The sequence below is a fragment of the Paeniglutamicibacter sp. GQ140 genome, assembly GCF_059759235.1.
This window is the reverse complement of the sequence record NZ_JCAXDW010000007.1, coordinates 149,463-162,074: the sequence shown is the minus strand read 5'-3', so window position 1 is coordinate 162,074 and position 12,612 is coordinate 149,463. Positions and strand designations below refer to the sequence as shown.

Genomic DNA, 12,612 nt, shown 5'->3' with positions numbered 1-12,612 from the left:
CGTCCCCTCGACGGGCCCTGCCGTCGTTTCCGGGAGCCGGCCTCCCGGGGATTCCGGGGACCTTGGTCCCACCGTAAGGAGCGCGGGGCAGCCGGAATCGATTGGGGAGCCTAGGCGCGGGCCTGCACCAGGTTGGCGAACGGCAGCCTGCCGTGCGCTTGGCGGAATCGCGCATGGCAGTCGGCCTGGGCCGCGTTTAGCTCCTCGACCGGAAGTTCCTTCCAGGCCACCAGAAGGCTCCCGGCCTCCGCCAGCTGCCAGACCAACCGGCCGTCCCAGTGACCCGGCGGCTTTCCCTTGCCGAAGTCCACAAATTCCTGGATCTGGCGTCGAAGCCCGCGGTTTCCCTTGCTGCCGGGTCCTGCCTTGCCGATGAACAGGACCTCGGCGTCGTCCACCCATTCGGCGGCAAGCCCGGCCGTCGGAAGGGTGGGATTCTTCTTCTTGAAGATTCCGGCGGTGCTCCTGGCCAGGTACCGCGGATCAAACCCCTCGGGCCGCAACACGGCGAACAGTCCCTGGTGTTGCGGAATCCGGTTGATCTCGAGGCCCGTGATGGGCCGGAATCCGGTGAACCCTTCGTCTTTGAGCGTTTTCTTGTTCAACTGGATCGGATTCCTTGGATCGGTGCGGCGGGATGGTTGCTGCACATTCACCCGCGGGCGCGGTGAATTGCACCCTCCGATGCTACCCGTCCGGGCCCGGCGGCCGTGTGCCAGGCTCCCTCGGTGGGTGGCGGGGCTGCCTGTCCACCCGGCGGGCCCGCCCGCCCACGCCGGCCGCCCGCACGGGGTGCACCGCCGAGGCCCCCGGCCGGCCGGCCCCGGAATCCGGGCCCCGCTATGCGGGCTGCGCCAGGGGCGCGGACTGAAGTCCGGCGAGCGCAACCCTGCGGTCGCAGCGCGCCAGCGTGGATTCGCGGTGCGAAATGGTGATGACGGTGGTGTCCCCGGCCAGCGCCGCCACGGCGTCGAGCAGGAGGGCCTCGGTTGCCGCGTCCAGGGAGGCGGTGGTTTCGTCCAGCACCAGCACCCGGGGCCGCAGCAGCAGGGCCCGGGCCAGGGCGATGCGGGCGCGTTCCCCGCCCGACACCCCGGCGCCGGTCTCGCCCACCATGCTGTGCACGCCGGCGGGCCAGCGGCCCGGCTCGAGGTGGAGTCCGGCGCGGCGCAGGGCTTCGCCTGCCTGGGCGGCCGTGGCGCCGGGGACCGCGAGGCGCATGTTCTCCAACAGGGAACCGTGGAAGATCGTGGCGTCCTGCTCCACCAGGGTGACCAGCGAGCGGAAGTCGTGCTCCTGGATGGACCCCACATCCACGGGCACACCAGTGCGCGGAACCAGGGCGATGCTTCCGCCATCCGGGGACCAGAGTCTCGCCAGCAGCCGGGCCAGGGTGGTCTTTCCGGACCCCGAGCTGCCCGAGATGCCCAGGTGCTCCCCCGGTGCCACGGACAGCCAGGTCGGTTCCAGCGCCGGCGCACCGTCGCGATAGGAGAAGCAGGCGCCGCCGACTTCGAGTCCCAGCGGTCCGTCCGCGGCGAACGCGACGGGGGCAGTGGTCTGGGGCCCCTCCGCCGGCATGGAGATTCCCTCCAGCACGCGGGCCGCGCCGGCGCGGTGCGGCTGCAATTGGGTGAGCACCGCAACGGCCTCCATCAGCGGGGAGAGGAGCGTGAGGGTTCCGGCGACCACCGCCGGGATCCACAGCCGGTCAAGCCCGGGCTGGTTCCAGGCCGCGAGGAACACCACGACCAGGATGGCCAGGGAGCACAGTTCGCGCACGCTGGCCGCGGCGCTTTCCCGTGCCTTCAGCCGCCGCTCCGCCCGGGCCACGGTGCGGGTTGCAGCGGCGAGCTGGCGTTGGACCTGTTCCTGCAATCCGAAGCCGAGGATCTCGCGGGACCCGGCGAGCAGGTCGACGGCGAGGGCGGACTGGTCGGACTTGGCGCGCTGGACCTCCTGGCCCAGGCGGGCGTTGGAGCGCAGCCACGGCAGGGTGAGCAGCACCAGGGCGGCCAGTCCGAGTAGCCATCCGGCGGCCAGTGTGCCGCCGATCCGGTAGAGCGTCGCGGTGCCGCCGGCCAGCAGCACCAGGGCGCCGGCCAGCTGGGTGAGCGTGTGGGCGTAGAAGAACTCGAGCTTCTCGGTGTCCCCCATGGCGGTGGCCGCCAGCCGTCCGGTGTGCTGGCCGGGCGTGCGGGAGGGCACGCCGCGGGAGAACCCGTCAAAGAGGCCCATGCGCAGCGCCGCGAGCACGCGGTAGGCAATCGAGTGCGACAGGTCCATCTCGTGCCAGGTCAGCAGAGCGCGCAACAGCACCGCGGCGGCCCCGGCAATCCACCAGCCGCCCGGAGCCAGCCGCCCCTCGACCAAGGCGAGCGTCACCGCATAGGAGCCCGCCACGGCCAGGAAGACCAGGGCCAGGTTGTTGGCAATGCCCACCACTCCGGTCCAGGCCAGGGCGAGGCGGTGTTCGGCCAGGTGCGGGAGCAGCCCCCACAGCGGGTCGTGCCGGCGCGTGGACGTGTCGGTGTTCTGCGGACTCATGGTGCCTCCGGGGACGTGGTCGGGATGGTTTCGCGCAGGCTGCCATCGTGCAGCCGCAGCACGGTGTCGGCAGCGTCCAGGGCCTCGGCGCGGTGGGCGATCATCAGCACGATGCGGTGCCGGGCCTCGGCGCGCAAGGACTCCATGAGCTCGGCGGCCAGTTCCGGGTTCAGGGCAGAGGTGGGTTCGTCCAGCAGCAGCACCGGACGGTCGGCCAGGACGGCGCGGGCGACGGCCAGGCGCTGCAGCTGCCCGCCGGAGACCGAGTGCCCGGCCTCGGCGAGGACGGTGTCCAGGCCGGCCGGCCACGCGTCGAGCTCGCGCGCCAGCCCGGCCTTCGCCAGCGCGCCGCGCATGTCCGCCTCGGTGGCCCCGGGGCGCACGGCCGCCAGGTTCGCCCGGATGGTGCCGGGGAACATGTAGCTGTGTTGGGAGACGACGCTCACGTCCGCCGCTTGCAGCGGACGGCCGTCCAGCAGGCAGTGCCCGCCGGCGGGAAGGAAGCCGAGCAGGATGTCAAAGAGTGTGCTTTTCCCGGTGCCCGAGGGACCTGCAAGTGCCGTGATCCCGCCGCGTTGGATGCGCGCGGTGGCCCCGCGCAGCACCCAAGGCGAATCGGGGCCGTAGCGGAAGGACAGGTTTTCCAGCCCGAGCGTGTGCCCGCCGGCCCGCCGGTCGCCGGCGGTGTGGCCACCTGCCGCGGCCACCCCGGCCGGGGAGGCATCGTTCTCGCCGATGGCAGCGTCGATGCTTCCCAGGGCGGAGATGCCGAGGTAGCCGGCGTGCCATTGGCGGGCCAGGTCGCGGACGGGCCGGAAGACCTCCGAGGCCAGGATGAGCGTGAAGAAGGTGAGGGCAGGTGAGCCGCCGAGCCCCGACGGCAGGGCCCCGAGGACATCGAGCGCGGTCAGCGCCGCGGCGGCCAGCAGCCCGGCCTGGATGCCGAGGTCCGCCAGGGCGGTGTCGGCCAGCGACACCCTCATGGTCGCGACGGTGGCGCGGTGCAGGGCGTCGGAGCGCGTCTGCAGCCTGGCCCGGAAGCGCGGGACCGCGTCAAGGACCTTCAGCGTGCGCATGCCCTGCAGTGCCTCGAGGAAGTCGGCGCCCAGGGCCTCGTAGGAGTCCCAGTGCGTGGATCCGCGCCGGGCCAGCAGCCTGCCCCACAGCCGCGGCGCGCCCACGGCGAGCACGACGGCGGCCAGGAGTGCCGCCGCCAGCACCGGATTCAGCGCCGCCACCGCGGCAAGCAGCACCGGGCACAGGATCTGCAGCTGCAGCGCATGCGGGATGTACGCGGTGACGTAGGGTTCCACGCCGTCCGCGCCCTCGCTCAGGGCAAGCCGGCGCGCCCCGCCGCGTTCGGAGTTGTCGCGCAACCGCTGGGGGCTCAGCAGCGCCGCGGCCAGGGCGGCACGCAATTCCAGGCGCACCGCGGTGCCCAGTCCGCTGGCCAGCCGGGCCTGGACCTGCTGCAGTGCCGCCCGCAGCAGCCCGCAGCCAAGCACGGCCAGCAGGTTGTGCAGCACCTGCACACCGGTGTTGCCCTGGCCGGGCAGCAGCCCGGCGAGCGCGCCGGCCAGGAACCATCCCTGCGCCCAGTAGCTGGCCGTGCCCAGGCAGAGCACGGCGGTGAGCGCGTTTAGCCTCCGGCGGTGGCCGCGTGTCAGGGCCATCAGGCGCCTATTGACCAACATGGGTTTGTCCTTCCGATTCCTGCGCCCGGAAACCGAGCGCATGCAGCGTGGTGAGCCCGTCCAGGGTCCCGGTCCATCCGGCCACGGGACGGAAGGCAAGCTCCCGGACGGTGGACAGGCAGGTGTAGAGCAAGTGGGCGGCGGCCCCGGCGGCCCACCTCATGGCGGCTTCGTCCGGTTCGGCCTGGGTGCGAAAGAGCAGCATCCCGTCCAGCGACAGGATCCATTCCTGTCGCGCGCAGTGCAGGTGCAGCCTCCGGTCGATGATTTCTTCCCGGTCCAGGACCACGTACCCGCACCCCGGCGGGGCGGGCAGCGGGTAACCGTCCAGCAACCGCTCCCACACCGCCGGGAGTGGGAGGCGAACCGGGTGCGCGGCGCCGGAAACCGGCGGGATAAATGGCAGGCTGCGCCGGCGCGAGAGTTCCACCGCCCCGGGCGCGGGACCCTGCGTCATTTCGCGTTCAGGCCCGGGGTGGAGAAGCCCTGGTCCGGCGGCCCAGCGTTGAATCCAGGCCAAGGTGCGCGGTTGCCGCTGCGGGCATGGTTGCGGACGGCCGGCCGGCGCGGCGCCGCCGCCCCACCGGGCCAGGTCCGGCAGGTCACCGCCGGTGCCCACGGCAAGTGCGGCCAGGGGCAGTTCCGGTCCGGTGTCCGGCCAGTTCCGTTGCCACTGCCCATAGCCAGGGAGCCTGGCCGCGGCGGCCAGCGTGGCGGGATCCGCCGTGAGCCACCGGCTCTCCAGCCCGCGGGCCGCCGCATGGCGGGCCGCTCCCACCAGCGCGTAGGCGGTGTCGGCGAGCAGCAGCGGCAGGGCACGGTGGTGGTACTTCGCCGCGGTGCGCTGCGGCAGCACGGTGAACACGAGGATGGCGCCGGCCGTGGCGGGCGCGGATTCGGCGCGGAGGTGCACGGTGGAGTCCCCGGCGTTGTAGGCGTGGATTCCAGGAGGGACATCGCAGTCGGTGCCGCAGAGCAGGTGCACCTGCACCGGATAGCAGGCCCCGGCCGAGGGGATGGCCCGTTGCGGGATGCTTCCCGGTTTCCCGCTGGCGGGGTCCGGGTGGATGCCGCGGGTGGCCCAGAGGGTGTCGAGCACCGCGGCGACCGGCACCGGGGCGCCGGATCGGGTGGGGGCCGCCTGCGCGGGGGCGTCCCAGGTGTTGTGCCGGGGTCCGGGGTGCGTCATCGGCCCCGGCACCCGGCTTGACCAGGCGGCGGCGAATTCCCCGCCGGGGTGCGGGTGGCTATCGGTTGTCATGGTTCCTACATGTGGGGTGGCGGGGCGAGGGTGAAATGCCCGGGGGCGGTCGGCTGCACGTCCCGCCAGCCGCGGGACACCGCCGCCTCGGCGACGCGCGGGCAGCCCAGGTAGGCGAAGGCCGCGGGGGCGTTGGGCACCAGCCCGCCGACCACGACCCGCACCACGCTCAGCCCGGTCAGCGCGACGTCCCGGGTGGTCAGCTCGCGGGTGTAGACCTCGTGTCCGGCGCGGGCCAGGCGCCGGTGGACCTCCTCCATGGGCACCGCGGCCACGGCCTCGATGTCCACCAGCCCGCCTGCCGGGGCCGTGAAGCGCTCGGCCAGCGCGTGCATCTGGGGATCGAGCCACACCTGCACATGGGCTCCGAGGTCCCGGACGGCCTCGAACTGCTCGCCGGCGTCCTGCAGGTAGCGGCGGTCCTCCCGGTGTTCCAGGTACAGGCCCCGGGCCATGAGTCCGGCCTCGACGGCCTGGAAGACCCAGCCCTCGGCATCGGTGGTGCCCTGGGTGTAGATCCAGGTGTGGACCGCCTCGAGCACCGCCTTGCGGGCGGCCTCGGCCGGATCGTTCTTGCAGGAGAAGCCGGCGGCGTAGAGCCCGGTGTCGGGGTCGAACACCAGCGCGGCCATGGACGGGGCGAATTCGCTGGGCATTTGGACCACCCAGTAGTGGAGCCGGCAGCCCTCCATGGACTGGGCCAGCCCGGGGATCGAGTCGGTGTTGATGCCCCGGGTGGGGCCGTCGAGGTGCCACCACAATTCCAGGGCGTCGCGTTCGACGGTTTCCAGCAGGGCGCGGTCGCGGGCGTCGGCAAACCCCTGCCCTGTGGCGATCCCGGCGTAGTTGAGGTGGTGGATTCGCGGCAGGTTGGCGAAGCGCCGTTGCCGCCAGTTCAGGTAGACCAGGCTGGCCGGTAGCCAGACCTCTTGCCCGTCGGCGTTCCGGCGGCAGGAGGTCCAGAGTGTTTCGGTGTCCTCCTCCAGGTTCCGGTAGGGAAAGTCGGGGCGCTCCAGCTGCCAGGGCGCGAATTGCGGAAGCTGCCGAAGCGGGACGACGGAGTGCCCGGCTGCGCTGAGCTGCCGGGCGCTGCCGATGAAGTGCTCGGCGTCGGGGACCTCGGCCGGGATGAAGTTGCCGCAATAGCGTTCCATGCCCTCGGCCACCGCCGCGATCCAGGCCTGCCGCTCGTCCCCGAAGGTGGTGCCCAGTGACACGCGGTCCGCCGGCCAGTCCCCCAGCCAGCGGGCGTCGGAGACCTCGGCGGTCATGGAGGTGTAGGCGGGAGGCGCGTGCTCGGGGGTGAGCACCGAGCGCACCCGGCGGATGATCCCGGTGTGTTCATCCACCAGGGTGTGCAGCGGCAACAGGCCAAGGTGTTCGGCTGTGGTCATGGGGATACTTCGCATTCTGCTGGGACGGGTGGGTTGGTCGCGGCTCGCAGCCGCGCGCGCTCGGACGGTTCCCAGGGATCGGTGCCGATCCGGGACGGGTTGAAGTCAAGGGTGAAGGGGAGCGCCGCGGAACGGTCCAGGAACTCCCGGATCCTGGCCATCAGGCCGCCGTGGCCGCGCAGCGTTGACGCGGCGGAGGGGTCGAGGTCGGCGGTGAGCCGGTGGCCCCATGGGCCGGTGAGGAATCCGGTGTTGCCCGCATCCCAGGCGTCTGCCAGCCCGAGCGCCTCGTGGACAAAGAAGTCCCGGTGCCCGGAGACCACCAGCAGCGGCGTTTGGCAGCTTCCGTAGCGGGCGGCCAGGTCAAGCCTTGGCGCCGACCACAGCCTGGCCCATTGGGCGGGTGCGTGGGCACCGTAGGTGTGCGCGGGCATCGCGCCGGCCACGCCGCGTTCCCTGGCCGCGCGGCACCGGCGGTCGAGCTCGGCGGGGGCCAGCGGCTCCCGGGATTCGGCGCCGAACCCGTGCATGTGCCACCAGCCGATGCGGTCGCGCAGGCGTGCTGAACCATCGGGGTCTCGGGCGGTCTCATGGAGGCCGAGGGCCGGGACCATGGCGACCACGGCCGCGGCACGCAACGGCCCCCCGCCGGTTTCGAGGCACCGGGCCGCCTCGAGGGCGCAGTGCGCATCGTAGGAGGCCCCGGCCAGGATCAGCCCGCCGTCCAGCAGGCCCCCGCGCTCCAGGAGGCGCGCGATTTCGGCCCCGTCGCGCCCCTCGGTCGCGTAGGGCAGCCATGCTCCGGCGGAACCGTAACGGCCGCGGACGTCCTGGACGACCACTTCATGGCCCTGCGCCTGCCAGGCGCCTGCCTGGGCGCGGTATTGCCGCCGATCGTACGGAGTGCGGATCAGCACCGTTCCCCGCCCCGCCTCTTGGCCGGAGCGATAGTGGTCGCCCGCCAGCACGGTGCCGTCCTCCAGCGCGAGGTCGAGTCTTGTGGGTGCGGGACCGGAAGCGGGCTTCATCGTCGGGGACCGGGGCGCTTTGCCGGTTCGGCAAATCCCAGCACCGGATGTTCGCTGCTGCACAATGTCCGGGTGTCGAACCGCCAGAGTGTGCGGCGCAGGGCGGCCAGCTCGCGCGTGTCGTATTGCCACGCGACGACCATGGAGCGGATCCGGGCGCCAAGGAATTGGGTGGCCAGTGCGGGCAGGCCGTCGAGGGTTCCGTCACCGGGCCGGGCAGCATCAAGCCATCCGCCCAGCTCGTCGGCTGCCGCGGAGGCGGCCAGCCGGCGGCGCAGCACCTGCGAACCGCTGGGGTCGCCAGGGGCCAGCGCGAGTGGATCCACAAAGAGGATCTCGCCCTCGCGGTAGCAGCGCAGCACCGCGGTGCCGGCGTCCGGCAGGTCATCCAGGAGCCCGCGGTCCGCCGGGGTTGCGGCAACCTGGACAATCAACCCGCCTGTTGCCTCCGGTATCCCACGATAGTCGAGGTTCTGTACGTCGAGCCCAGTCAGGGCCGTGCTCACCGGTTCCCATCCGGCTGCCGGGCCAAGCAAGGCAACACTTTCACGCCCGGGGCGCGGTTGCATTCTTTGGGCTGCCCGGGCCTCGAGTTGCTCGCGGATTTGGCCATGAAAGGTCTCCAGCATGGGTAGCGGCGCCCCTGTGGGCGCCTGCACGCGCAGGAAGGTGCCGTCAGGGGAACGCACCGTGATGCGTCCGTTGAGCTCGAAAACGTCGACTGCCGGGATACTCATGGGTCCTTTCAAGAATGTTGGTTCGGGAGCGCACGACTGCGGGGTGGATGCCAAACATCCACCCCGCAGTCGCGAATGGGCGATTAGTCGAACGGGTTCTCGACGAGCGCGTTCGAGTGGGTGGCCGACAGGTGGGCCAGCTGCTCGGTCTCTTCAACTTCTGCAAGTACCACGGTGTTTTCCATGGGGTTTCCTTTCGTAGGTGATGTCGTTGCCGTTCTGGCAACAAGAAGACACTATACTTAATGAGAATCATTCGCAAACAACACGTCACGGAGGCGTCATGAAACAGGAAATACTCGTCGTGGCCGACCAGCGGGCCCACGCCATTGGCTTCATCGATCCCGCGTCCCGCGCGGTGACAGGCTGGAGCCCCGGCATGGTCCTTGCCGAGCACGCCGGGATCCTGCCCCTGGGCAACGGCCGATGCGCCTGGGTTGACGATGCGGGCGGATCCCTCATCGTCATGGATCCCTTCGCCGCCACCGGCACGGAACCCGCGGCGGCGATCGACCACCGGATTTCCGTCGCCATCCCGGGCGAGCACCTGGCCTGCGACCCCGCCGGCCGGTACATTGCCGTCAGCACGGGACTAGGGCAATCGTGGGAACCCTGGAGCGACGTGCTCAGCGTCGTGGACCTGCAGGCCGCGTCAGGTCCGTACTCCCGCCGGATCCGCACCCGGGCCGGCGAGCCCGGCGTCGTGCTCGCCGCCACGCCCCAGGGCCCGCGCGCGGTCTTGCGGCACCGCGAACCCGGAGCCATCGAATCCATCTCCGTCGATGACATCCTCACCATTGGCGTACACAGCCCGCAGCTGCGCGGCGGGATCCACGAAGCGGTCGGCGCACAAGGCCACGGGGATGCCTACGACCCCGATACGGGCACCCTGTTCGTGGCCACCGAACGCGGACTCGAGTGCTTCGACGTGCGCGGACCAGTCCCGGAACCCCTCCCCATGCGGCGCTGGGAGGCGGCGGGGCGCGCCTACTTCCTGCGCCTTTGCACCCGGCGGCGCCTGCTGGTGGCCGTGCTGCGCGAAGGCGGGGAGCACCCGCGCACATGGGACACCTGGGGCAATACGCTGTGGGTCCACGACATCGATGCCAACACCTCGCGCACGGCGCCTCTGGGCGACGGGATGATCTTCCGCTTTGCGCTGACCGGCACCGCCATTGCCGTGGCCCGGATCCATCCGGACGGCGACGACCTGCGCGTCTACGACACCGATACCCTGCGCGAGCGCGGCCGCTGGACGCTGCCGTCCATGGACAAGGCGCCGCGCCGCGGCGCCGAACCGTGGGACGACGCCGACCGCCGGGCAATCGCGGCCTCGGGCACCGATGAATGGGTCGCGGTGACCCGGGGCGGGCACGGCCAGGTGCACCTGGTCGACACCGGGGATCCCGGGTCGGTGCCGGTCACGGTGGAGGTTCCCACCCCGCTGCGCGACGGCGGACACCTGGCATGGCTCGACCGCGCCGACGCCGGGCCCGGGGACCTGGTGGGACGATGACCCGGGCCATCGACGCGGCCGGCCTGGAGCTGGGGGAAAAGCCCGCGCTCCACGAGTATTTTCGGATCCAATTGCTGCACTGGGACTCGGCGCCGCGGCAGGGCATGCCGCAGCTCGCCGGCGGCAACGCCGTCTTCACCTGGCGCAGCCCGGGGGAAGAATTCCCCGCGCTCTACCGGGTCGCCGATGACTGGCTGCGCAGGGCCCTTGCCCCGGGCAAGGCGCCCGAGGCCCCGCCGGCCGGTTCCGCGCTGCCGGTGCCCGCGAACCGGGTGGTGCGCGGATTCTCCCTCGATCCCTCCGGCGTGCGGGTCGCCGCGCTGCTCGGCCCGGCGGACACCGAACTGGCCGAGGTCTGGCTGCTCGCTCCGGGTGCCGCTCCCGTGCAGCTTCCCGGCCCCCGGTCCTGGCATGCCGCCCCGGTGTGGTCGCCCGATGGCACCTCGCTGTGGGTGCTCTCCGGAAAGCCGCCGGAACAAGCCATCTGGCGCTGCGTTTTTGGCACGGACGGGCCGGCCTCTCCCCCGGAGCCGGTTCCGTTCCCCGGGGAACTCGGACTCCCGGGGAACGGGGAACGGCTGCGCCTGGGGATCAGGGACGGCACGCTGCAACTCACGGTTCGCGCCCTCGGAAAGGGTGCACGGCGCTGGCTTCTCCGGGACGGCGACTGGATCCTCTCAACGGCGCCGGACGCGGTCCACATCGAGGTTCCGGGGTGCAAGGTGCTGGCCCGGGTCAGTGGCGAGCATGGAACCTTGCTGGCCACGGAGGGTCCCACCGGCACCCAAGTGACCCTGAATGGGGAAACACTGTGGAAGCTGGAGGCCGCAGAGCAGCTCACGGCCCTGTCGGTGAGCACGCATCCGGACGGTGCTGCAGTGTGGATCCAGAGCGCGTCCCCGGAGCGGCCCTCGGGACTCGTCTGCCTGCAACGCCCGGAAGCAGCCAAGTCCGCCACGCAGTTGCCGCCACGCAGGAACCCGGCCGCGTTCAGGCACCTGCGCCTGCTGGCCCCGGCCCGGGACGGCGTGGAAATCCCGGTGATTCTCTCGGCGCGAGCCGGGGACCTGGCCGCGGACATGCCCCTGTCCCCGCGGCCGCTGCTGCTCTCCTGCTACGGGGGCTTCGGGGTCGTGCACCGCACCGAGCCCGAACCCAGCGTGGCCGCGTGGATTGCCGCCGGCGGAATCCATGTGGCGGCTCAGGTGCGCGGAGGCGGGGAACTGGGTCGGCAATGGCACGAGGCCGGACGCGGGGCCAACAAGTTGCGCGCCGTCCACGACCTGATCGACGTGGCCCGTTTCCTGTTGGCGCAGGGCTGGACCAGCGCCGCGGAACTCACCGCGGTGGGCGCCTCCCATGGCGGCCTGGTGGCCAGTGCCGCCGCATTGCTGGATCCCGGCGCGTTCGGCCGCGTGATAGCGGTGGCCCCGTTGCTGGATACAGTGGACCTGCAGCGGCACGGGCTGGGATCCCAATGGCTCCACGAGTTCGGTGCCGACGGGGAGACCTCCGAGCAACAACGAGCCGCCCACTCCCCGCTCCACCTCCTGGCCGCCCGGGAATCGGCGGCCGAACTTCCGCCGCTGCTGTGCTGCGTGCTCGGCAGCGACGAACGGGTCGACAATGCCGCGGCCGTTGAATTCGTGTCGGGGATCCGGAGCCGGGGCGGCCGGGCCTGGCTGCGCCGGGAGGACGGCGGCGGACATGCCCAGCGGTCCTCCGCAAGCCTGCTGGATTTCTCCGCCACCGTGCTCTCCTTCGCGGCCGGCGACGGGAACGGGCTGCCGCGGAACCCGAACCCCTAGCCGACGGCCCCGGGCAGATGCATGTGGGCGCGCTCTCCCCCATGGTCAAGGATCGTCAGGATCTCCACCGGCCCCTCGTGGGCACCGACGCGGTGCGGGACCATGGTGGAGAATTCCGCGGCCTGGCCCTCGTGGACCAGGATCGTGCGCTCCCCCAGCACCAGTGACACGGTGCCCGACAGGACCGTGAACCATTCACGTCCCGGATGCACGCTCATCCCCACCTCCGCCATCGAGCGCTCGGGGGTGATGCGCATCTTGGCCACGGTGGTGCCGTCGTGGGAATGTTCGCGTGAGAGCAGCCAGGTGGTGATTCCTGGCTGGTGTTCGGGCTCCGGCCGGATGACGACGTCCTCGTCCGCGGTCGGCTCGACCAATTGGTCAAGCGTGGTGCCCAGGGCCTTGGCCAGGGGAACCAGCTGGTCCAGGGCGATCCGACGGTGACCGGTCTCGATGCGGCTCAGGGTCGAGGGGCTGAGGTAGCAGCGGGCGGCCAGGGCATCGAGTGACCACCCCTTGGCCAGCCGGAGTCCCTTGATTCGCTGGCGGATCACGGTGTCCATGGAAAGATCTTGCGTCATACGCAAGAGTGTATGCCAATGACGCACGCAGTGGTTAGGCTGGATC

Annotated in this window: 11 protein-coding genes; 2 read left to right on the top strand and 9 right to left on the bottom strand. The window is 71.6% G+C overall.

Going from position 1 to position 12,612, the window contains the following annotated elements:
- Nucleotides 1-110: 110 nt before the first annotated feature.
- The 8 genes from AC6CHY_RS12100 to amiA form a co-directional block, all read right to left on the bottom strand.
- Nucleotides 111-611, bottom strand: coding sequence for a hypothetical protein (locus tag AC6CHY_RS12100; RefSeq protein WP_498226893.1), 501 nt, complete (start codon nucleotides 609-611; stop codon nucleotides 111-113).
- A gap of 229 nt (nucleotides 612-840) precedes the next feature.
- Nucleotides 841-2,547, bottom strand: a complete 1,707-nt coding sequence (locus AC6CHY_RS12095) for an ATP-binding cassette domain-containing protein (RefSeq protein ID WP_498226860.1) — start codon at nucleotides 2,545-2,547, stop codon at nucleotides 841-843.
- Nucleotides 2,544-4,241 (bottom strand): ABC transporter ATP-binding protein/permease, encoded by a 1,698-nt coding sequence (locus AC6CHY_RS12090; protein ID WP_498226859.1) that lies wholly within the window; start codon nucleotides 4,239-4,241, stop codon nucleotides 2,544-2,546. Before AC6CHY_RS12090 ends, AC6CHY_RS12095 begins: the two co-directional genes overlap by 4 nt.
- Nucleotides 4,228-5,502: a nitroreductase family protein gene (locus AC6CHY_RS12085; RefSeq protein ID WP_498226858.1), complete on the bottom strand. Its 1,275-nt coding sequence runs from the start codon at nucleotides 5,500-5,502 to the stop codon at nucleotides 4,228-4,230. Before AC6CHY_RS12085 ends, AC6CHY_RS12090 begins: the two co-directional genes overlap by 14 nt.
- Before the next feature lie 5 nt (nucleotides 5,503-5,507).
- Entirely contained in the window at nucleotides 5,508-6,896 is a 1,389-nt protein-coding gene (locus AC6CHY_RS12080; RefSeq protein WP_498226857.1) for a YcaO-like family protein, read from the bottom strand.
- The gene (locus AC6CHY_RS12075; protein ID WP_498226856.1) at nucleotides 6,893-7,924 is read right to left on the bottom strand and encodes a CocE/NonD family hydrolase; all 1,032 of its coding nucleotides are present in this window, start codon (nucleotides 7,922-7,924) and stop codon (nucleotides 6,893-6,895) included. The genes AC6CHY_RS12080 and AC6CHY_RS12075 overlap by 4 nt, the downstream gene beginning before the upstream one ends.
- Nucleotides 7,921-8,661 (bottom strand): hypothetical protein, encoded by a 741-nt coding sequence (locus tag AC6CHY_RS12070; protein ID WP_498226855.1) that lies wholly within the window; start codon nucleotides 8,659-8,661, stop codon nucleotides 7,921-7,923. The genes AC6CHY_RS12075 and AC6CHY_RS12070 overlap by 4 nt, the downstream gene beginning before the upstream one ends.
- Nucleotides 8,662-8,744: 83 nt before the next feature.
- Complete coding sequence (amiA, locus tag AC6CHY_RS12065; RefSeq protein ID WP_243400284.1) at nucleotides 8,745-8,846, bottom strand: streptamidine family RiPP; 102 nt, start codon at nucleotides 8,844-8,846, stop codon at nucleotides 8,745-8,747.
- 98 nt (nucleotides 8,847-8,944) lie between these two features.
- Here amiA and AC6CHY_RS12060 point away from each other — a divergent pair, with 98 nt between their 5' ends.
- Both AC6CHY_RS12060 and AC6CHY_RS12055 read left to right on the top strand, forming a co-directional pair.
- Nucleotides 8,945-10,177 carry a hypothetical protein gene (locus AC6CHY_RS12060; protein ID WP_498226854.1) on the top strand — a complete coding sequence of 411 codons (1,233 nt, stop codon included), beginning with the start codon at nucleotides 8,945-8,947 and terminating at the stop codon, nucleotides 10,175-10,177.
- Complete coding sequence (locus tag AC6CHY_RS12055) at nucleotides 10,174-11,985, top strand: prolyl oligopeptidase family serine peptidase (protein ID WP_498226852.1); 1,812 nt, start codon at nucleotides 10,174-10,176, stop codon at nucleotides 11,983-11,985. The genes AC6CHY_RS12060 and AC6CHY_RS12055 overlap by 4 nt, the downstream gene beginning before the upstream one ends.
- On the opposite strand, the gene AC6CHY_RS12050 is transcribed toward AC6CHY_RS12055, so the two are convergent.
- Entirely contained in the window at nucleotides 11,982-12,566 is a 585-nt protein-coding gene (locus tag AC6CHY_RS12050; RefSeq protein WP_498226851.1) for a helix-turn-helix domain-containing protein, read from the bottom strand. The genes AC6CHY_RS12055 and AC6CHY_RS12050 overlap by 4 nt on opposite strands.
- Between the last annotated feature and the right edge of the window lie 46 nt (nucleotides 12,567-12,612).

What these genes read in the sequence shown, in the direction of transcription:
- AC6CHY_RS12085 (WP_498226858.1), bottom strand. Translation starts at nt 5,502, where the DNA reads ATGACAACCGATAGCCACCCGCACCCCGGCGGGGAATTCGCCGCCGCC.
- amiA (WP_243400284.1), bottom strand. Translation starts at nt 8,846, where the DNA reads ATGGAAAACACCGTGGTACTTGCAGAAGTTGAAGAGACCGAGCAGCTG.
- AC6CHY_RS12055 (WP_498226852.1), top strand. Translation starts at nt 10,174, where the DNA reads ATGACCCGGGCCATCGACGCGGCCGGCCTGGAGCTGGGGGAAAAGCCC.
- AC6CHY_RS12050 (WP_498226851.1), bottom strand. Translation starts at nt 12,566, where the DNA reads ATGACGCAAGATCTTTCCATGGACACCGTGATCCGCCAGCGAATCAAG.
- AC6CHY_RS12095 (WP_498226860.1), bottom strand. Translation starts at nt 2,547, where the DNA reads ATGAGTCCGCAGAACACCGACACGTCCACGCGCCGGCACGACCCGCTG.
- AC6CHY_RS12080 (WP_498226857.1), bottom strand. Translation starts at nt 6,896, where the DNA reads ATGACCACAGCCGAACACCTTGGCCTGTTGCCGCTGCACACCCTGGTG.
- AC6CHY_RS12075 (WP_498226856.1), bottom strand. Translation starts at nt 7,924, where the DNA reads ATGAAGCCCGCTTCCGGTCCCGCACCCACAAGACTCGACCTCGCGCTG.
- AC6CHY_RS12070 (WP_498226855.1), bottom strand. Translation starts at nt 8,661, where the DNA reads ATGAGTATCCCGGCAGTCGACGTTTTCGAGCTCAACGGACGCATCACG.
- AC6CHY_RS12090 (WP_498226859.1), bottom strand. Translation starts at nt 4,241, where the DNA reads ATGTTGGTCAATAGGCGCCTGATGGCCCTGACACGCGGCCACCGCCGG.
- AC6CHY_RS12060 (WP_498226854.1), top strand. Translation starts at nt 8,945, where the DNA reads ATGAAACAGGAAATACTCGTCGTGGCCGACCAGCGGGCCCACGCCATT.